Consider the following 18,403-nt stretch of genomic DNA (forward strand, 5'->3'; position numbering starts at 1 on the left):
GAGACTCCCGACCAACCAGCCCATACCCGAGCCATGACCCGCGAACCCATCTTCCACACCGACTGCCCTAGCTGCGGAGCGCGCGTCGAAGCGCATTCGGCCACCTCCGTCACCCTCGTCTGCGGCTACTGCAACAGCATGCTCGTGCGCGAAGCGGCGGGCGTGGCAGACAAAGGCCGCGACTCCGCCCTTCTGGAAGACTACAGCCCGCTGCAAATCGGCACGCAGGGGCGCTGGGGCACGCATCCCTTCTCCCTCGTCGGCCGCGTGCAGATGCACTACGACGCGGGCGTATGGAACGAATGGTACGTCCTCTTCGACGACGGCGGCACCGGCTGGCTCGCCGAAGCGGGCGACATCTACACCTTCACCCGCCCACACGCCACACCGAACGGCCTGCCCGCCTTCGACGACATCCGCGCCGGTTTTACCACCTTCGACTTTGAAAACAAACGCTTCATCGCCTCCGACGTGCGCCGCGTCACCCTCAAACACGCCGCCGCCCAGGGAGAATTGCCGTTTGAATTTTCCGCAGACAGCGTCAGCCAAGTGGCCGACTGGCGTTGCGAAAACGTCTTCATCACCACCGACTACTCCGACAGCCCGCCCGCCTTCTACACCGGCAGCGCCGTCAAACTCGACGATCTGCAACTGCAATACACCCGCACCGCCGACCAAATCAAAGAAAGCACAGGCCGTCTGAAAGGCAGCCGCCAATCCGAAAACTGCCCCAACTGCGGCTCGCCCGTCCACTGGGTGAGCGGCCTGGCCGACAACATCCTCTGCCCCTCCTGCGGCAGCGACCTCGAAGCGGTGGACGGCAAAATCGAACTCATCGAAGCCAACGCCATGCGCGAAGCGCAGCAGGAAGCCCTCACCCTGCCCGTCGGCAGCAGCGGCACGCTCAAAGGCAAAACCTACACCGTTATCGGCGCGCTGCACAAAGACGAATACGAAGCGCAAACCGCCTTCGATTTGATGTACGCCTTCAAAAAACCCTTCGCTCCCGTGCCCGTCGGCCGCTGGCGCGAATACCTGCTCTACCACCCCGAAAACGGCTTTCTCTGGCTTATCGAAAGCGAAAGCGGCTGGGAAGCCTCCTACACCCTGCACGACTGGCCGCGCCTCGACCGCAACGGCCACCCGCAGGGCTGCGAAAAACTCTACGACTACGGCAGCCGCGTCGGCTACGCCGCAGGCGCGTTCTACTGGCACGTCCGCTCCGGCGATCTCAACTATTACAGCGACTACAAACGCGGGCGCGGCAAAATCTCCTCCGACCTCTCCGCCGCCGAAATGTCGTGGAGCATCACCGAACCCGTCGACCACCGCGAAATCGCCCGCGCCTTCGGTCTCGACGAAAAAGCCGCCGAACCCGACAGCGGCGGACACATCCCGGCCTACGTCGTTTGGCTGATGATCGGCCTGCTCGCCATCCTCAACCTGCCCGCCTTCTTTATCGGCGACTCCGACGGCGGCCTCTTTCTGCCCATTCTGGCGGGCTACGGCCTGCACAAACTCGGCAGCCCCTCCGAAGAAGACGGCACCTCCATGATCGGCAGCACCACCGCCTACGTCATTATCGGCTCCTTCCTCATCATGTTTGCCACCGCCTTCCACTACGCCGCAAGCAGCAGCAGCAGCGGCACATCCGGCTACGGCGGCGGCACGGGCTACATCGGCGGCGGCTTTTCGGGAGGCCACAAATGAGCCACCTCCCCGGCCGCCACGGCCTGCTCGACCTCTACGGCTGCGATGCCAACGTTTTGCGCGACGAAGGCCGTCTGAAAACCGTCCTGCACCAAGCCGCCGAAGCCGCGCAGGCCACCGTGTTATACAGCCGCTTCCACACCTTCGGCGGCGAAGGCGGCGTCACCGGCGTGCTGCTCTTGGCCGAATCGCACCTCACCGTCCACACCTGGCCCGAACGCCGCTACGCCGCCGCCGACATCTTCCTCTGCGGCGCCATGCCCGCCGAAGCCGCCCGCCTCGTTATCGAGAGGGAGCTGCGTGCCGAAAGCAGCCGCTGGCAGAGCATCGAGCGCGGAGAGGCCGTCTGAAACGTTTTTCAGACGGCCTTTGTGCACGTTTTGTTATCGGACGCGGAGGCCGTCTGAACACGCGGCTTCGGCGCAGCCCAAACCCGTTTGCCGTCTTTGAGGCCGTCTGAAACCCGTTTCAGACGGCCTTCCTGCATTCTGCGGCAGCGGTTTCAGACGGCCTTTGAGCCGCCTGCCGGGTTTCTTTCAGACGGCCTGCATCCGCTCCTGCGTAAAATTGTTGATAATTTAACGCTGCCTGTTTATATTCCCGCCCGTCCACAACCCGCCGCCCAGGAGCAGATTATGTCCGTCAAAAACGTTGTCAAACTGATTGAAGAAAACGAAGCGCGCTTTGTCGATTTGCGCTTTACCGACACCAAAGGCAAGCAGCACCACTTTACCGTACCCGCCCGCGTGGTGCTCGACGACCCCGAAGAATGGTTTGAAAACGGCCAGCCGTTTGACGGCTCGTCGATCGGCGGCTGGAAAGGCATTCAGGCTTCCGATATGCAGCTGCGCCCCGACCCCGCCACCGCCTTTATCGACCCGTTTTTCGACGATATAACCGTCGTCCTTACTTGCGATGTGATCGACCCGGCCGACGGCCAGGGCTACGGCCGCGACCCGCGCTCCATCGCCCGCCGCGCCGAAAACTACCTCAAATCCACCGGCATCGGCGACACCGCCTATTTCGGCCCCGAACCCGAATTTTTCGTGTTCGACGGCGTGGAATTTGAAACCGCCATGCACAAAACCCGTTTTGAAATCACATCCGAAAGCGGCGCGTGGAGCAGCGGCCTGCACCTCGACGGCCAAAACACCGGCCACCGACCCACCGTCAAAGGCGGCTACGCGCCCGTCGCGCCCATCGACGCAGGACAGGATTTGCGCTCGGCGATGGTGAATCTCTTGGAAGAAATCGGCATTCCGGTTGAAGTGCACCACGCCGAAGTCGGCACCGGCAGCCAAATGGAAATCGGCACGCGCTTCGCCACCTTGGTCAAACGCGCGGACCAAACCCAAGACATGAAATACGTCATCCAAAACGTTGCCCACAATTTCGGTAAAACCGCCACCTTCATGCCCAAACCCATCATGGGCGACAACGGCAGCGGTATGCACGTCCACCAATCCATCTGGAAAGACGGCCAAAACCTGTTCGCAGGCGACGGCTATGCCGGCTTGAGCGACACCGCGCTCTACTACATCGGCGGCATCATCAAACACGCCAAAGCCCTGAACGCGATTACCAATCCGTCCACCAACTCCTACAAACGCCTCGTGCCGCACTTCGAAGCGCCGACCAAACTCGCCTACTCTGCCAAAAACCGTTCCGCATCCATCCGTATTCCGTCCGTGAACAGCAGCAAGGCACGCCGCATCGAAGCCCGTTTCCCCGACCCCACCGCCAACCCGTATCTGGCCTTTGCCGCGCTGTTGATGGCCGGTTTGGACGGCATCCAAAACAAAATCCACCCGGGCGAACCGGCCGACAAAAACCTGTACGACCTGCCGCCCGAAGAAGACGCGCTCGTGCCCACCGTGTGCGCCTCGCTCGAAGAAGCCCTCGCCGCACTCAAAGCCGACCACGAATTCCTGCTGCGCGGCGGCGTGTTCAGCCAAGACTGGATCGACAGCTACATCGCCTTCAAAGAAGAAGACGTGCGCCGCATCCGCATGGCGCCGCACCCGCTGGAATTTGAAATGTATTACTCGCTCTGATACCGCGTTTGTTTGAACGCCAAAGGCCGTCTGAAAACCCGCAACAGGGCTTTCAGACGGCCTGTGTATGCCGCAGCCGTTTCAGGCCGTCTGACAGGTGTCTTTCAGACGGCCTTTTTACTGCTTCTGTATCCCGTTTCCTTTCCTGCGCCCAAGTGTGGGGGAGGGCAGGAGAGGGAGAGTCCGCAGAACTGCTTTTGCTGATGCAACCGAACAAAAGTTTCCGCAGCGGCACCAGCCACCACCCTGACCCTCCCCCGCGGGCGGGAGAGGGAATGCAGATACCGAAATGTTTTCAGACGGCCTTAAAGGCAGCATGCGGGACGGATGCTTGTATCCGCTATGGAGAGCCAACACAAAAATCTACGGCATTGGAGATGCCAGGAAAACCTGCCTCATACTGGATGTACTGTCTGCGGCTTGCTGCCTTGTATCTTTTTGTGTTGACTCACTATATTCGCAGGCCGTCTGAAACCGTCAATCCCGCCGTACCTCTTGCTCCCTCTCCTGCGCCCAAGCGAGGGGGAGGGCAGGGGAGGGGGTGGCGGTTCGCAGAAACGCTTTTTGCCTGTTACCTGCTGCCGCAACCTGTCGGATATTTCTGCGGCCTCCGTCCCTACGCTTAGCAGTATAGTGAGCCAAAATAAAAAATCTACGGCGTTGCTGCGCCTTGCCGTACTACCTGTACTGTCTGCGGCTTGCTGCCTTGTATCTTTTTTATTTTGACTCACTATAAAAGGCCGTCTGAAACCCGTTTTGCGGTTTTCAGACGGCCTTTTGCTTTTTCGTCCGCCAAACGGCACAAGGCCGTCTGAAAGGCGGGTTGACGTTTTATTTGTGTCGAAACGGCGCTTTCAGAAACATCATTCCCGCGAAGGCGGGAACGGCCTCTGCGGATTTGGCGTTTCGTGTGTCCGCTGCGGGCAAAGCACACGGGCGCTTATTTTTTGCGGCGGCGGGGCAGGGTGTCGGGCAGGTTGACGCGGCTGTAGAAGCTGCCGTTTATCTGCGTGACGTTGACGTGGTACATGCGGTAGGCGGCGAAGAGTTCGCGGTCGGGCGGCTGCGGGTTTTGCCAGAATTCGGCCAGCGGCTGGCGCGAGGTGAGGCCGGGGATGTCGTAGTTGGCGCGGCCGAGCAGTTTGACGGGCATGTTGTGGACGAGGGCGGAGAGGCCGCTGGTGCTGTTGAGCGTCACCATGCCCGTGCCGTGGCGCAGGAAGACGGGCAGCGGCACGTCGTGGACGTAGTGCACGCGCTCGGCGAGATCGGGATGCGCGGCGAGGAAGCCGCCGATGTCGCGGCGGTAGTCGGTGAAGCCTCTGTCCATCGGGTGGTGCTTGATGATGAGCGAGGTGTCGGACGGGGCGTGTGCGGCGAAGGATGCGAGTACGTGCAGCAGGAAGTCGCGCACGGAGGCAAAGTCGCTGTGGATGTGCACCTGGCTGTCGTTGAACACTTGCAGGGGCACGATGAAGAAGCGGCCGAAGCGGCCGCTGCCGACCCGGGCGGCGAAGCGGCGGTCGGCAAGCGCGTAGCCCGCGCGGCGGATGCCCGAACGCAGCCACAGGGCGATGTAGTGCGGTAGGTCGATGGCGCGGTGATGGCGGTAGGCGGGGTAGCGGCGGCCGCAGAAATTGGCGGCGGCGTAGTAGTACATGGCGCTTTTGGCACGCGGCCAGAAGCCGTCGGGCACGGGCGCGGGCGGGTTGTATTGCTGTACGGCGAGTTTGCGCCGCGCGTTGAGAAAGAAAGCGCCTTCGCGCGGCAGCGGCGAATGGGCGTTGACGCCGCCTTCTTCGAGGGTGACGAAGTGCGGGCGGAAATAGCCTTCCTCAAACGCCCAGAAGGAAACGCGCGCCTCGGTGCAAATCTCTTTGGCGATTACGTGGTAGAGGCGGTTGTCGCCGAAGCAGGCGACGGCGTCGATTTTGTGTTCTTTGATAAAGGACGAGAGACAGGCGGGGAAGTCTTCGGGGCTGCCGCGGTAGCAGGTGACGCGGGGAAGGCGGGCGGGATAACAGGCTTCGTCACCGCCGTTGAAATTGAATTTGAACACCCGTGCGCCGCGCGCTTCGAGCCAGAGGGCGAGGCGGCGGAAGAAGGGGCCGACAGGCCCCTGCAAAAGCAAAACACGCCGTTTGCGGGCGAGTTTTTCCAGGTTGGACGGGATGGTTTTCATGTTGTTTGGGCGGCTGCGGACTGCAGGCCGCCTTTTTCGGCAGCGGCGTCTGATAAGGGGCGGGATTGTAAGCCTTTATGATGCCGTATTTCAAGTTTTTGCGCCGTTTGTCGGCGGCGTGTCGAGAAACCGTGCGGCATATCCGCAGCTGCTGTACAAGGCAATCCCGTGTGTGCGGGCGTGTCCGACCAGTGCCTGCACGAGTATTTTGGCGAGGCCGCGGCCTTGGAATTCGGGCATGACTTCGGTGTGGGTGATGTTCCAGCCGCCGTTTTGCTCCTCATAGGCGGCAAAGCCCGCTTCCCTGCCTTCGAGCGTGAGGACGAAGCGGCGGCGTTCGGGTTGGTGGGTGACTGTGTTCATGGTGTTCTCCTTGTGTTTCAGGGCATGGCCGGGCGGTGGAAGCGGGGGAGGATGTGGCCGCTGTCTTTGAGGCGCACAGACTCCAAAACGTATTCGGCATCTTTGCGGTCGTTCGGGTCAAGGTTGTCCTGCAATAGGGTGCGCAATACCGATTCGGCGCGGGTGAAATCGCCGCTGATGCGGTAGATACCGGCTAGGGCGTAGCGGGCGGACTGTTTGTCTTGGGGGCTGCCCGGTTCGCGCAGGGCTTTGTTCAGGTGGGACAGGGCTTTGCGGTGGAGCCGTTTGAGTTCGGCACGGGAGTAGGGTTCGCCGGGGTATTTGCCGTTAGCGGCACGGAAATAGAGCCAACCGACGGCGGCGGGGCTGTATTCGCCCGACAGTTCGGCAAAGGCGGCTATGCGGTGGGCGTTTTCGGCGTGCGCGGGCAGGTTGCGGTAGGCTTTGCTGTTGATGATTTTTTCGTAGTGCGCCAGCTCTTGTTTGGTGAATTTGCCGTATTTGGCGGTTTTGAACACCAGTTTGTTGCCGGGGCAGATTTGGTATTCGGGCGCGCTGTCGTGCATCGTCGCCCAAAATTCTTCGCCGCCGACGGGGCAGGCGATTTCGCTTTGCGGCGGGGGAAGCAGGGCAAAGGCGCTGCCTGCGGCGGACAGCATAATCAGGAGGAGAAGGCGTTTCTTCATGTGCATTCCTTGCGGTTTGGGAAGGGTTTGAGCTTGTGCCCACTTTGCGGGGAGGCCGTCTGAAAGGTTTTAACTTCGTTGAAGCTTCGCTTTCAGACGGCCTTTTGTCCGGCGTTTGGATGGGGGCGGCCGGCAATCAGCATTTGTGTGCCGAACCAGCCCCAGTAGATGCGGTGGCGGGCGATGAGGCCGTCTGAAAGCTGCATCAGTTCGAGGATATCCACTTGGCCGCCGTCGGGCGTTTGGTGCGGGTATTCCCAAATCAGGGTGTCGCCGCCGGTGAAGAAGCGGCCGTCTTCGCGGTACCAGCGCACGAGTTCGTTCGGGCGGCGGCGCGTGCCTTCTTCGAGGAAGGCGAGGATTTCGCTTTTGCCGCGCAGGATGCCGCTGTCGCGGTTCATGATGGCGGGAACGAGCGGGCTTTCGAGAACGGCGTCGTCGGCATAGAGGGCGATGAGTTTTTCCGTGTCGCGGTTTTTAGCGTGTTCGTGCCAGTCGCGGTAGATGCGTTCGAAGTCGTTCATGTTTTTTCCTTTTCGGGTTTGCGCTTGTGTTTTCGGTTTTCAGACGGCCTTTGTGTTGCTTGGCAGAGGCCGTCTGAAAAGGCCGTTGCCCCGCTTTCAGACGGCCTTACGCAGCCGCAGGGCGTTGGCGAGCACCAGAAGCGAGCTGAGGCTCATGCCCAGCGCGGCGAGCCAGGGGGTGACGAAGCCGGCGGCGGCCAGCGGCACGGCGATGAGGTTGTACACACTCGCCCACCACAGGTTTTGCCGGATAACGGCGGCGGTGCGCCTAGCCTGGCGCACGGCGGCGGGAATGACGGACATATCGTCGTTCAGCAGCACGATGTCCGCGCCCGCGCGGGTGATGTCGGCGCCGCCCGCCACGGCGGCGGAAACGTCGGCGGCGGCCAGGGCGGGGGCGTCGTTGATGCCGTCGCCCACCATCAGCACCACGCGCCCTTGTTTTTGCAGCTCTGCGATGTAGGCGGGTTTGTCTTCGGGCGCGGCTTCGGCGCAAAAGGTGTCGGCGGACAGGCTGTCGGCGAGCGCGGCGACGGCGGTGCGGCGGTCGCCGCTGAGGATGTGCAGTTTCAGGCCGAGGCCGCGCAATTCGGCAGCGGTTTGCGGCACACGCTCTTTGGTTTGGTCGGCCAGCAGGAATAGGGCTTGGACGCCGTGGCGGCTGCCCAGCGCGATAAGCGTGCCTTGCAGGGCGGGGTCGTCGGTTTCAGACGGCCTCTGTCCGGCAATTTCGCCGACAAACTCGGGTTTGCCTAGCGCCCACAGGCCGCGTTCGCCGTTGATGGTGAGGCGGGCGCTGACGCCGTGGCCGACGCGGTTGGCACGCTCCTGCGGCGCGAGGTCGGGGAGGTCTTGCGGAAGCGGCAGGTCGTTGAAGGCGCGGGCGATCGGGTGTTCCGACTGCGCTTCGAGCACTTGGGCGATGTGCAGGGCTTGGGTTTCGCTCAGGCTGCCGGTCAAGACGGTTTTTTCGATTTTCAGACGGCCTGCGGTGAGCGTGCCCGTTTTGTCGAACACGGCGTCGGTGGCGGCGGCCAGCGTTTCCAATGCGCTGCCGCCCGCCACCAAAACGCCTTGTGCGGCGAGTTTGCCGGTGCTGGCGGCCAGCGCGGTGGGCGTGGCCAGCGACAGGGCGCACGGGCAGGTGATAACCAGCAGCGACACGGTAATCCACAGCGCCTGATGGATGTCCGCGTGCCACCACCAGAAAAGGAACACGGGCAGGGCGAACACAATCATGCCGCCGACAAAGCGCGAGGCGTAGCGGTCGGCCAGCAGGGCGAGGCGCGGTTTTTGCGACAGGGTTTTGTCGAGCAGGCGGGCGATGTGCGACAGGCGGGTGTCGCCGCCGACGCTGTCGGCGCGGATGATGAGCGGGCTTACGGCGTTGAGCGTGCCCGCCGTGACCTTGTCGCCCGCGCGTTTGGCAACGGGCAGGTTCTCGCCGGTGAGCATGGCTTCGTCGGCCTCGCTCTCGCCCGAGAGCACCGTGCCGTCGGCGGGAATGACTTCGCCCGCCTTCACCAGCAGCACGTCGCCCGCCGCCAGCCGCGCCACCGCCGCTTCTTCGCTGCGCTCGCTGCGCGGATAGTCGGGCAGCAGATGGCAGAAGGCGGGCACGAGTTTCACCAGCCGCTCGGCCGCGTCGCCCGCTTTTTGCCGCGCGCTCTGTTCCATAAACCGCCCCAGCGACAGCAGAAACACCAGCATCGCCAGCCCTTCGAAATACATGCCCTGTCCCGCATTGGTGAGCAGCGCGTACACGCCCGCGCCGAAGGCCAGCCAGACAGACAGCGCAATCGGCGTGTCCATGCCCGCGCGGCGGTTTTTGATGTCGCGCAGGCAGCCTCGGTAAAACGGCACGGCGGCGTAGAAAATCACGGGCAGCACCATCAGGAAGCCGCCCCAGTGCAGGATGGTGAGAAACTGCGGCTCGATGTCGTCGTAAAGATAGGTCGGCAGGGCGAACATCATCGTCTGCATCATGCACATGCCCGCCACCGCCAGCCGCACGATGGCCTTTTTGCGCGACTTCTGCGCCGCCTCTTCGGCCTTGCGCGCGTCGTAGGGCAGGGCGGCGTAACCCGTCTGCCGCACCGCCAGCAGGATGTCGGACAATTTGGTGCGCCCCTCGTCCCACTTCACCCGCGCTTTGAGCGAGCTGTAATTGAGTTCGGCCGACTGCACGCCGTCCAGCCGCATCAGCCGCTGCTCGATCAGCCACACGCAGGCGGCGCAGGTGACGCCTTCGAGCATCAGCACCGCCTCGCGGCCGTTTTCCGGCAGCGTTTCGACAAAATCGCGCTGCACGTCGGGCAGATCGTAGAGTTTCAGCTGCGCGAGCAGCTCGGGCGGTGGCAGCGCGGCACGCTCCGCGTCGGCGGTGCGCTGACGGTAATAATTGCCCAAACCCGCGTCGATAATGCTTTGCGCCACGGCCTGACAGCCCGCGCAGCAGGCGGGATGTTCCTGCCCTTCGTAGGCAATGTTCAGATGCAGATTCTCGGGCACGGGCTCGCCGCAATGGAAACAGTTGGCTTCGTTTTTCATGGCGGCGGATTGTACACGCTTTGGCCGCCCTTTCAGAAACGCTATCCCCGCGCAGGCGGGGACGGCCTAAGAGGCCGTCTGAAAAGCCCCGTGCCGTGTTTTCACTTGGTTGAAACTTCGCTTTCAGACGGCCTTCCGTTCCGCGCTTTACCCGATTGGGTTACACTGCGCCCCTTCCGCAACACACACACAAGGACAACCCAAGACCCGCATCGCCCTGATTATCGGCAGCCTCAGCCGCCCCCCGCTCAACCGCAGCGTCGCCGAATACATCGCCGCGCAGGCTCCGGACGGCGTAGAAATCGAAGAAATCGCCATCGCCGATTTGCCGCTCTACACCCAGGATTTGGACAAACAAAGCGTACCCGCCTACGACCCGGCTCAAAGCCGCCGACGCGGTGCTCATCGTCAGCCCCGAGCACAACCGCAGCATCCCCGCCGCAGTCAAAAACGTGATTGACGCAGCCTCGCGCCCGTTTGGCCAAAGCGTGTGGAACGGCAAAAAAAGTGGCCGTCGTTACCGCCTCGCCCGGCGGCTACGGCGGCATCAACAGCGGCCTGCACCTGCGCCAAAGCCTGCAGTCGCTGGGCGCGGATGTGCTGATTGCCCCCGAAGTTTTCCTCGGCCGCGCCCATGAAGCGCTGGACGAACAAGGCAACATCGCCAACGAGCGCACCGCCGCATTTTTAAACAAATTCGCCGCCGCGTTTTACGACTGGACGGCGGCATAAATCATCGCCGACACCCATCCCGCAGCCGATTTGGCCGCGGGCGGCGGCTTGGAAGACCAGTTCGAGTTCAACGAAACCATGGCCTTCTTAACCGGCGATTTCCACCCCGCCTTCTGGCCGATGTTCTCGCCCAACCGCTACACCACCGAAAAAACCGTCGCCGCCCACGACGCGGTGCGCGAAGCGGCCTATGCGCGCATCGACCGTGTGATGACGTTTTTGAACAACTTAATCGGCGAAAGCGGCCATGTGTTCCGCGACAAACGCAGCGTTGCCGATGCCTACGCTTTCGTGATGGCGCGCTGGTCGGTGAAAACGCCGAAAAGCTATAAGGAATATCCGCATCTGGCGGCGTTTATGCAGAAGATGAGCGAAGACGCGGCGGTAAAAAAAGTGTTGGAACTGTCGAAATAAAACACCTTGCCCAATTAGGCAAAAGGCCGTCTGAAATCTCGTTTGCGGGTTTTCAGACGGCCTTTCGGCTTCGCGGCTTGGGCGGCTTTACTCCGCCGCTTCCAGCCTGATGCGCTGCGTAAACAGCGCCTGCACTTGGCTTTGGTGGCTGATGCCGATAATCAAAGTATCGGGCAGTTCGCGTTTGAGCGTTTGCATCAACTCGAGCGAGGAAGCGTCGTCGAGCTGGTTGGTGGCTTCGTCGAGAAACAGGATTTGCGGGCGGAAAACCAGGGCGCGGGCGAGGCTGAGGCGTTGTTGTTCGCCGCCGGAGAGATGGCTGTGCCATTCCTGTTTTTCATCGAGACGATGTTTCAGACGGCCTAAGCCGACTTGTTCTAAGGCCGCTTGAATGGCGGCATCGTCGGCGCCGTTGGCGTGGGGGTAGCAGACGGCGGCGCACAGGCTGTCGTAGGGCAGGTAGGGGCGCTGGGGTAGGAACAGGCAGCTGCCGTCGATTCGGTAGTGCCCGCCGTGATACGGCCACAGTCCGGCCAACACGCGCAGCAGGGTGGATTTGCCGATGCCGCTTTTCCCTTCAAACAGCAGCCATTCGGGCGCGCGGGCACTCAGGCTTACGGGGCGCAGCATGGCCTGCCCCTGCGGCGTGTGGACGGCGGTGGCATCCAGCTGCAAAAAGCCGTTTGCGCCATCCGCGTTATCAGGCAGACAAAGCGGGCTTTCAGGCTGCCCGGTGTGCCGTTCGGCATCGTCCAAAGCAGCCTGAAAGTTGCCCAAGCGCTCGATAACCGCCGCCCATTCGACCAGGCGGCGGTAGGCATCGGTAAACCAGCCGAAGCTGTCCTGTATGCGGGCGAAGGACGTACGGGTCTGCATCATGTCGCCGAAAGTGAGGGTTTTGGCCAGATACATCGGCAGCGTGGCGAGAATGGGAATGAAAATGCTGATGCGCACATAAGCCGCCCAAAAGGTGCCGAAACGGAATTCGCAGTTGGTCAGGCGGAACCAGTTGTCGCGGATGCGGTTGAAACGGTGTTTCAGACGGCCTTGCTCAGCGTCGGCGCCGTGGTAAAAGGCTACCTGCTCGGCATGGTCGCGCACGCGCAGCAGGGCGGCGCGGTAGTCGGCTTCGCGGTGCTGGCGCTCGATGTTTAGGTCTTTGAGCTTGCGGCCGACAAAATGCGCGGCCAGCGTGCTGAGCGCGGAATAGGCCAGCGCCACCCACACCAGATAGCCGTGTACGGTAAAGCTGCGGCCGCCAATCTCGAAAGTCTGCACGCCCGACAAGCCCCACAGCACACCGACAAAGGCGCTGAATTTGGCGATATTGTTGATAAACGACAGCAGCAGGCTGATGCTTTGCGCCGCCAGAAGCGACACGTCTTCGGCGATGCGCTGGTCGGGGTTGTCCGGCTCGCCGGTAAGCTGGATGCGGTAGTGCTTGTGGCCGCCGAGCCATTCGCGTTCGAGCTGCGCCGTAAGGTGCGTGCGCCAGCGGAACACCAGCCGCTTTTGCAGCCACTCGCCGCAAACGATGCAGGCGATGATCATCGCCATATAGCCGATATATTCGACGATCAGCGCGGGCATTGCCTTGCCGTCGAAGGCCGCCAGCGCGTCGTAAAAACGCTTGTCCCACGCGGCAATCCACACGCTGACAGTGGTGGAAAACAGCGTAAAGCCGACGATTACGGCCAGCAGCAGCCATTCGCGCCATTGCGACGCGCCCGCCCAAAACGGACGGGCAAGGCGGAGAAATTGTCGGATGAGTTTTGCCATATGCTTGCTTTCGCGCTGCAAAAGGCCGTCTGAATCAGGTTTCAGACGGCCTGTATGTTTATTGTCGTGTGGACACGGTTACTTCCGCCGACATCCCGGGCGACAAACGTTCCCAATCTTTCTGCCCCGCATCCAGCGTGATTTTCACCGCGATGCGCTGGGCGATTTTCACGAAGTTGCCCGTGCCGCTGTCGGCTTTAATCAGGCTGAATTCGGAGGCGGTGGCGGGGGCGATTTGGCTGACTTTGCCGCTGAACGCCGCGCCGCCGAGCGCGTCGATGGTGATGGTGGCGCTTTGCCCAATTTTCACGTTTTTCATATCGGTTTCTTTGATGTTGGCGATGACCCAGCGCTCGGGCGGTACCACCGACATCAGCTGCGTGCCCGCGCTGACGAGCTGGCCGTTTTTCACCGCCACTTCGCCGAGTTTGCCGCTGGCGGGGGCGTAAATCACGGTGTGGCCGAGCTCTTGTTCCGCCAAATCCAGCAGCGCCTGCGCGTTGGCAATGCCCGCTTGTGCGCCTTCGCGGCCGACGCCTGTGTTGATAATGTTTTGCTGCGCCACGGCGTATTGCTGGCGCGCCTGCTGCAAGCCTGCTTCGGCCTGTTTGACGGCGGTTTGCGCGGCATCGCGGCTGCTTTGCGACACGGCATCGGGCGAGGCCGTCTGAATGCGCTGCCACTCGCGACGGGCGCGGTCAAGCTGGGCTTGGGCGTTGTCAATCACCGCCTGATTGGCTTTGGATGCCGCCAGCGCGGAAGCCTTGTCCTGCGTGGTTTTGCTTAACGCCGCCTGCTGAGCCGCCAAGCCTGCCTTTGCCTGCGCCACTTTCGCCTGATAGGGCGCGGGGTCAATCTCTACCAGAGGGTCGCCCTTTTTCACTTCGGCAAAATCGTTCACCAAAACCTTCTGCACATAGCCGCCCACGCGCGGGCTGACCACGGTCACGCTGCCGCGCACATAGGCGTTGTTGGTATGGATTTCGCCCAAACCGAACGGCGGCAGCCGCCATGCATACAGCGAGAGCAATACGCCTGCGGCGGTGGCGGTAAGAATGGCGATGCCGCCGAAACGGCGTTTTTCAGGCTGCCATTGGGCGGGCTCGGGCGTTTCAGACGGCGTTTGGGTTTGCGGCTCGGGGGTTTGTTCGGGGTTGGGAGTTTGTTCGGTCATTGTCGGATTTCCGTTTCAAAGTTTGGGTTTCAGGCTGCGTGGAGGCCGTCTGAAAATATAAATCGTCTGTGCGTTGGGTGTTTTCAGACGGCCTCTATCTCCCCAGCATCGCAAACACCGCCTTTTTCTCGTTCGCCAAAATATCAATTTTGTAACGCCTGCGGTATGCCCACAGCGCAAACGACACCAGCGCGGATATGCCAGCCATTACGGCGAGCAGGGCGAAGAGGTCGCTGTAGGCGGCGACGGCGGCTTCTTTACCCGCTTGGGCGGTGATTTGCGATACGGCGTGTCCTTGCAGTTGGGCGGGGTCGGCGAGGGCGGAGGAAAGGGCGGCGGCGTTGCGTTGGATGTCGGCGGCGAGCGCGGGGTTGTCCAAGGTGAGGTTTTGCGCGATGTCGGTGAGACGGTCGCGCGTGCGGTAGGTGAGAAAGGCGCTGAAAATGCCTGCGCCCGCCAGCCCGCCGAGGGTTTGCGACAGGCCGAATACGGCGGAGAAGCTCATGATGTGGTCGGGGCTTTTGGCGAGCGCGCGCACAATGCCTTCGAGCATCATCGGCCCCATAAACAGGAGCGTGGCAAAGGCGACGATGCTTTGGCTGAAATAAAGCTGCGCGGGGCGGGTGTTCATGCCCACACCGATTTCCAGCCATGCGCCGAGCGCGAAACAGGCCAGCGCGATGGTTACGGGTTTGCGGATGTTGTTGATGTCCAACAAAATCAGGCTGGCAATCACACCTGCCAGCGAGGCGGCCGCCATCATCAGGTAAAAGCCGCCCATCTGCGTGCCGCCGATACCCAAAGTTGCCATCAGCCCCGCCGCGCCGACGGTCTGTTCGGAGGTCAAAAGCCGCGCCATCGCGCCCATCACGGCGAAGATGATGATTTGCGGCACGGTCATCCAATGCCAGTCGAGCATCGGCTTGCGGCGGCGCGCTTCCAAAAACAGCGCCAGCCCGGCCAGCCCCACGCCACCCGCCAGCAGCCAGCCCAGCCAATGGGTTGTCCACCACACCGTGCGCCCCTGCACGAGAAAGGCGCACAACAGCGCGATGCCGACGGCAAACAGGGTAAAGCTGGCGGCATCGGAGAGCGTGAACGAGCCGCGTTCGTGGAAACCCGGCGGCAGCGGCAGCGCGGACACTCCGGCAATGCAGGCGAGCGACAAGGCCGTCTGAAAAGCGAATACCGAGCCGAGCAGCCCGTCGGCGTAAAGAAACGGCACAAAAGCCTGAGCCAGCGGCGTACCCACCTGCATCAGCCCGATGCCGAACACCAGCCCCGCCAGCTTTTTCTCGCCGGCAAACGCCTGCATAAAATAATACATCGACAACACCAGCAAACCGCTGGCGGCAATGCCTGCCGAGGCGCGGGCAAACAGCTCCACTTCGTAATGGTGCCAAAGCTGCTGCGACAGGTTGGCGGCGAGCAGCGCAAACAGCGTGATGCGCACAAAACGCTGCACGCCGAACGCCTTGCGGATTTTGAAAAACAAAATGCTCATGCAGGCGTAAGACATAAAATACGCCGCCTGTATCCAGCCGCCCTCCTGCAAATCCAACGCCAAATCACCGCGCAGTTGCGGCAGCACGGCGGAGAGAAAACCGTTTTGAAAACCCGCTGCCAGAGAGAGCAGAACGCCGATGGCGAGATAGGCGAGACGGCGTTTTTTCGGATGGTCGGGCGAAGCGGGCGTTCCCGCCATCATCGGCATCTCGTGCGGCTTGAAAGTGTAGTTGCCGTGTTTGAGGGTCATGGTTGTTAGGAATCCTTTGGGGCTGTTTTTCAGACGGCGTTTGGGGTTTCAGGCTGCCTTGGATGCCGTCTGAAAGGCAGCCTGAAAACGGGGGAAACTTGTCTACTCCTGTTTACAAAAATATTCGCCCGATAAAGCATTGGGTTGCTGCAAAACCAGCAATTCGTCGCCCCAATTGATCAAATCAAGCAAAGTGTGTCGGAACAGCAGGCGGAAACCGATTTCGCCGTGGATGTCGTACAGTTTTTTCATGTCCCGCAAAGTCTCGCCTTGCAGCGGACGGAACAGATCAAGCCCGCCCACATCAAATATTTTGAACGCCCCGTATTCTCCCAAAGAAACGCTTTCAAGCTCGCGGTTGAATTCGCAGGCTAAATTCTCTTTGCTGCCGTTGCATTTGATTAAAAGCGAACCGCGCTCCAAACCAAAGTAGATTTCAATCAGGTTTTGAAAATCAAAAGGGCTGTCTTCCGTGGGGAACACATGGAACAGTCCTTTTACCGAGACAATTTTTTGATTGAGCGTAATCATCGTGAAAAAACAGAATAGTTCAAAAACGAAGCGGGATAACTGTCGTTCGGATTCTGGAATCCGACGTTTCCCCACAAGGGAAAAACCGTTTTCAGTCTGCCTTCGGGCTTCCCATCTGCATTTGAGGCAGCCTGAAAACCGAAGGCGAAACGGCAAACGGCTTTTCAGGCTGCCTTATTGTCCGCCGCCCGCTTCAAACCCGCCGCCAAACGTGGTATTGAGCGCGAGCCATGCGGTGTGCAGTTTTGCCTGCGCCTGCGAGAGCTGGCTTTGGTTTTGCAGCGTTTCGTCTTGGGCGGCGAGGTAGTCCAATTTGTTGTCCAAACCCGATTTCCAGCGGCTTTGCGCGGCGGCGGCGTTTTTGCGGGCGAGGGCGGTCATTTCGCTTTGTTCGCGCACCGACAGGGCGGCGGCTTCGTATTGCGTGAGCGCGTCGGCGGCTTCGCGCAGGGCGGTGTACACGTTTTTGTTGTAACGCGCCGCCTGTTCGTCAAACTCGGCTTCTTTTTTCGACAGGTTCGCCCGCAGTGCGCCCGATGTGAAAATCGGCAGGCTCACGCTCGGCAACACGGCGGCGGTAAACGATTTGGACGCGGGCAGATGGCCGATTTCCAGATTCGCCAAGCCTGCCAAGCCTTTAATCGTAATGTTCGGATAAAACTCGGTTTTCGCGCTCTGCACCAAATGCCGCCGCGCCATCAGTCCTTCGCGCTGCGCCGCCAAATCGGGGCGTTTGCCGAGCAAATCGGCGCTCAGCTGCGAGACGGGCGGCTGCGGCACGGCAGCGGCGGCGTTGGGGGAAAAATTGTCCAAAGCCTGCGCCTGCTGCCCCGTGAGCGCGGCAAGGGCGTGGCGCACTTGGGCGGTGTTGGCGTCGATTTCAGCCAAGGCCGTCTGAAAACGGCTGTTGCCCTGCCGCACGGCATACAGCCTGCTCGGCGCAAGTTGTCCCGCGCGGATCAGTTCGCGCACCACGCGCTCGCGTTCGCGGTTGGTTTGAAAACGTTTTTCCACGATTTGCCGCTGTTCGAGCAGCATCTGCCATTGGCGGTAATACCCCGCCACGCCCTGCGCAATCAGCAGCCGCGTTTGCGCGCGCTCGTATTCGACGGCGCGTTGCTGCCCCAGCGCGGCTTCGAGCTGGTGGCGGTATTTGCCGAAAATATCGGGCGACCACTGGCCTTGCAGTTGCAGCGATTCGTAGCCGATGTTCACGCCGTGTTCGCCAAACAGGCGGTGTTCCAACTCCGTAACCAGCCGCGATTTGTCGCCGCCGCCCAAGCCGTCGCGGTGGACAAACGCGCCGCCTGCGTTCAAACCGATTTTCACGCCGCCCTGCGAATCCGCCAGCCGCGCCCCCGCTTCCGCCTGACGCAAACGCGCCGCCACCGCCGCCAAATCAGGCGATTTTGCCAAAGCGGTGTCGATCAGCGCGTCGAGCTTCGCATCGTTTAACGCGCGCCACCACTCGGGCGAAACCGGTGGCTGCGGAGAATCGGGCAAGCCGAGCGAAGCGGCGGTTTCAACAGGCGCGGGGGTGTGTTCGGTGAAGGAGGCGCAGGAGGCGAGGAGGGCGGCAAGGAGAAGGGTGGGGAGCAGGTGTCCGGGCATGGCGGGATAGGGGAACGGGGTGGAAAAGCGGCGGATTATATGGGGCAAGAGGCCGCCTGAAAACGGAATTTGCGTTGCTTCAACTACGTTAAAACCGCAAACGGATTTTCAGACGGCCTTTTGCCGCACGGAAATATCCAGCGGTATGCGGCGGAAGAAAAGCGTTTCCGCGAAACGCCGCTCCCACCCTAACCTCCCACCGCGCTTGGGGCGCAGGGGAGGGAGTCAGATGCGCGGCGGGATTTTCGGTTTCAGAAACGTCATTCCCGTGAAGGCGGGAACGGCCTTTCGGGTTCGCCTATCGGATCCTCGAAGCCGCCATCTGTTTGCAAAACGA

Annotated in this window: 17 protein-coding genes; 7 read left to right on the forward strand and 10 right to left on the reverse strand. The window is 61.5% G+C overall.

Going from position 1 to position 18,403, the window contains the following annotated elements:
- Positions 1-33 precede the first annotated feature (33 nt).
- The 3 genes from ACG2K1_RS03640 to glnA all read left to right on the forward strand — a co-directional run bounded on the left by ACG2K1_RS03640 (position 34) and on the right by glnA (position 3,764).
- A complete protein-coding gene (locus tag ACG2K1_RS03640; RefSeq protein WP_395429001.1) occupies positions 34-1,710 on the forward strand; it encodes a DUF4178 domain-containing protein in 1,677 nt (558 codons plus the stop codon).
- On the forward strand, positions 1,707-2,060 hold the full coding sequence (speD, locus tag ACG2K1_RS03645) for an adenosylmethionine decarboxylase (protein WP_395429002.1): 354 nt from the start codon (positions 1,707-1,709) through the stop codon (positions 2,058-2,060). Before ACG2K1_RS03640 ends, speD begins: the two co-directional genes overlap by 4 nt.
- A gap of 285 nt (positions 2,061-2,345) precedes the next feature.
- On the forward strand, positions 2,346-3,764 hold the full coding sequence (gene glnA / locus ACG2K1_RS03650) for a type I glutamate--ammonia ligase (RefSeq protein WP_395429003.1): 1,419 nt from the start codon (positions 2,346-2,348) through the stop codon (positions 3,762-3,764).
- A gap of 940 nt (positions 3,765-4,704) precedes the next feature.
- On the opposite strand, the gene ACG2K1_RS03655 is transcribed toward glnA, so the two are convergent.
- The 5 genes from ACG2K1_RS03655 to ACG2K1_RS03675 form a co-directional block, all read right to left on the reverse strand.
- Positions 4,705-5,946: a capsule biosynthesis protein gene (locus tag ACG2K1_RS03655; RefSeq protein ID WP_395429004.1), complete on the reverse strand. Its 1,242-nt coding sequence runs from the start codon at positions 5,944-5,946 to the stop codon at positions 4,705-4,707.
- 90 nt (positions 5,947-6,036) lie between these two features.
- Positions 6,037-6,309, reverse strand: coding sequence for a GNAT family N-acetyltransferase (locus ACG2K1_RS03660; RefSeq protein ID WP_094031059.1), 273 nt, complete (start codon positions 6,307-6,309; stop codon positions 6,037-6,039).
- Positions 6,310-6,326: 17 nt separating this feature from the next.
- Positions 6,327-6,995, reverse strand: coding sequence for a hypothetical protein (locus ACG2K1_RS03665; RefSeq protein ID WP_395429006.1), 669 nt, complete (start codon positions 6,993-6,995; stop codon positions 6,327-6,329).
- A 92-nt stretch (positions 6,996-7,087) separates the two neighbouring features.
- Positions 7,088-7,519, reverse strand: coding sequence for a nuclear transport factor 2 family protein (locus ACG2K1_RS03670; protein WP_395429007.1), 432 nt, complete (start codon positions 7,517-7,519; stop codon positions 7,088-7,090).
- Positions 7,520-7,615: 96 nt separating this feature from the next.
- Entirely contained in the window at positions 7,616-10,069 is a 2,454-nt protein-coding gene (locus ACG2K1_RS03675; protein WP_395429008.1) for a heavy metal translocating P-type ATPase, read from the reverse strand.
- Between the two features lie 109 nt (positions 10,070-10,178).
- Between ACG2K1_RS03675 and ACG2K1_RS03680 the strand changes: the two genes are divergently transcribed.
- Genes ACG2K1_RS03680 through ACG2K1_RS03695 form a run of 4 tightly spaced genes read left to right on the forward strand, consistent with a single transcriptional unit; the run spans position 10,179 to position 11,215 of the window.
- On the forward strand, positions 10,179-10,529 hold the full coding sequence (locus ACG2K1_RS03680; RefSeq protein ID WP_009426756.1) for an NADPH-dependent FMN reductase: 351 nt from the start codon (positions 10,179-10,181) through the stop codon (positions 10,527-10,529).
- Complete coding sequence (locus tag ACG2K1_RS03685; RefSeq protein ID WP_232304403.1) at positions 10,468-10,707, forward strand: NAD(P)H-dependent oxidoreductase; 240 nt, start codon at positions 10,468-10,470, stop codon at positions 10,705-10,707. The genes ACG2K1_RS03680 and ACG2K1_RS03685 overlap by 62 nt, the downstream gene beginning before the upstream one ends.
- A complete protein-coding gene (locus ACG2K1_RS03690; protein ID WP_255351480.1) occupies positions 10,667-10,801 on the forward strand; it encodes a hypothetical protein in 135 nt (44 codons plus the stop codon). The genes ACG2K1_RS03685 and ACG2K1_RS03690 overlap by 41 nt, the downstream gene beginning before the upstream one ends.
- A 30-nt stretch (positions 10,802-10,831) precedes the next feature.
- On the forward strand, positions 10,832-11,215 hold the full coding sequence (locus ACG2K1_RS03695; RefSeq protein WP_395429009.1) for a glutathione S-transferase family protein: 384 nt from the start codon (positions 10,832-10,834) through the stop codon (positions 11,213-11,215).
- An 87-nt stretch (positions 11,216-11,302) separates the two neighbouring features.
- Here the strand turns inward: ACG2K1_RS03695 and ACG2K1_RS03700 are convergent, their stop codons facing one another.
- The 5 genes from ACG2K1_RS03700 to ACG2K1_RS03720 all read right to left on the reverse strand — a co-directional run bounded on the left by ACG2K1_RS03700 (position 11,303) and on the right by ACG2K1_RS03720 (position 18,114).
- On the reverse strand, positions 11,303-12,994 hold the full coding sequence (locus ACG2K1_RS03700) for an ABC transporter ATP-binding protein/permease (RefSeq protein ID WP_395429010.1): 1,692 nt from the start codon (positions 12,992-12,994) through the stop codon (positions 11,303-11,305).
- Between the two features lie 58 nt (positions 12,995-13,052).
- Positions 13,053-14,168, reverse strand: a complete 1,116-nt coding sequence (locus tag ACG2K1_RS03705) for an HlyD family secretion protein (protein ID WP_395429011.1) — start codon at positions 14,166-14,168, stop codon at positions 13,053-13,055.
- A 94-nt stretch (positions 14,169-14,262) separates the two neighbouring features.
- On the reverse strand, positions 14,263-15,924 hold the full coding sequence (locus ACG2K1_RS03710) for an MFS transporter (RefSeq protein ID WP_395429012.1): 1,662 nt from the start codon (positions 15,922-15,924) through the stop codon (positions 14,263-14,265).
- 102 nt (positions 15,925-16,026) lie between these two features.
- Positions 16,027-16,407, reverse strand: a complete 381-nt coding sequence (locus ACG2K1_RS03715) for a hypothetical protein (RefSeq protein WP_402838782.1) — start codon at positions 16,405-16,407, stop codon at positions 16,027-16,029.
- Positions 16,408-16,629: 222 nt separating this feature from the next.
- Positions 16,630-18,114, reverse strand: a complete 1,485-nt coding sequence (locus ACG2K1_RS03720) for an efflux transporter outer membrane subunit (protein WP_395429013.1) — start codon at positions 18,112-18,114, stop codon at positions 16,630-16,632.
- Between the last annotated feature and the right edge of the window lie 289 nt (positions 18,115-18,403).

Source organism: Neisseria sp. 23W00296 (genome assembly GCF_044772855.1).
Classification (GTDB): Bacteria; Pseudomonadota; Gammaproteobacteria; order Burkholderiales; family Neisseriaceae; genus Neisseria.

What these genes read in the sequence shown, in the direction of transcription:
- speD (WP_395429002.1), top strand. Translation starts at nt 1,707, where the DNA reads ATGAGCCACCTCCCCGGCCGCCACGGCCTGCTCGACCTCTACGGCTGC.
- ACG2K1_RS03665 (WP_395429006.1), bottom strand. Translation starts at nt 6,995, where the DNA reads ATGAAGAAACGCCTTCTCCTCCTGATTATGCTGTCCGCCGCAGGCAGC.
- ACG2K1_RS03655 (WP_395429004.1), bottom strand. Translation starts at nt 5,946, where the DNA reads ATGAAAACCATCCCGTCCAACCTGGAAAAACTCGCCCGCAAACGGCGT.
- ACG2K1_RS03705 (WP_395429011.1), bottom strand. Translation starts at nt 14,168, where the DNA reads ATGACCGAACAAACTCCCAACCCCGAACAAACCCCCGAGCCGCAAACC.
- ACG2K1_RS03670 (WP_395429007.1), bottom strand. Translation starts at nt 7,519, where the DNA reads ATGAACGACTTCGAACGCATCTACCGCGACTGGCACGAACACGCTAAA.
- glnA (WP_395429003.1), top strand. Translation starts at nt 2,346, where the DNA reads ATGTCCGTCAAAAACGTTGTCAAACTGATTGAAGAAAACGAAGCGCGC.
- ACG2K1_RS03700 (WP_395429010.1), bottom strand. Translation starts at nt 12,994, where the DNA reads ATGGCAAAACTCATCCGACAATTTCTCCGCCTTGCCCGTCCGTTTTGG.
- ACG2K1_RS03640 (WP_395429001.1), top strand. Translation starts at nt 34, where the DNA reads ATGACCCGCGAACCCATCTTCCACACCGACTGCCCTAGCTGCGGAGCG.
- ACG2K1_RS03675 (WP_395429008.1), bottom strand. Translation starts at nt 10,069, where the DNA reads ATGAAAAACGAAGCCAACTGTTTCCATTGCGGCGAGCCCGTGCCCGAG.
- ACG2K1_RS03710 (WP_395429012.1), bottom strand. Translation starts at nt 15,924, where the DNA reads ATGACCCTCAAACACGGCAACTACACTTTCAAGCCGCACGAGATGCCG.
- ACG2K1_RS03660 (WP_094031059.1), bottom strand. Translation starts at nt 6,309, where the DNA reads ATGAACACAGTCACCCACCAACCCGAACGCCGCCGCTTCGTCCTCACG.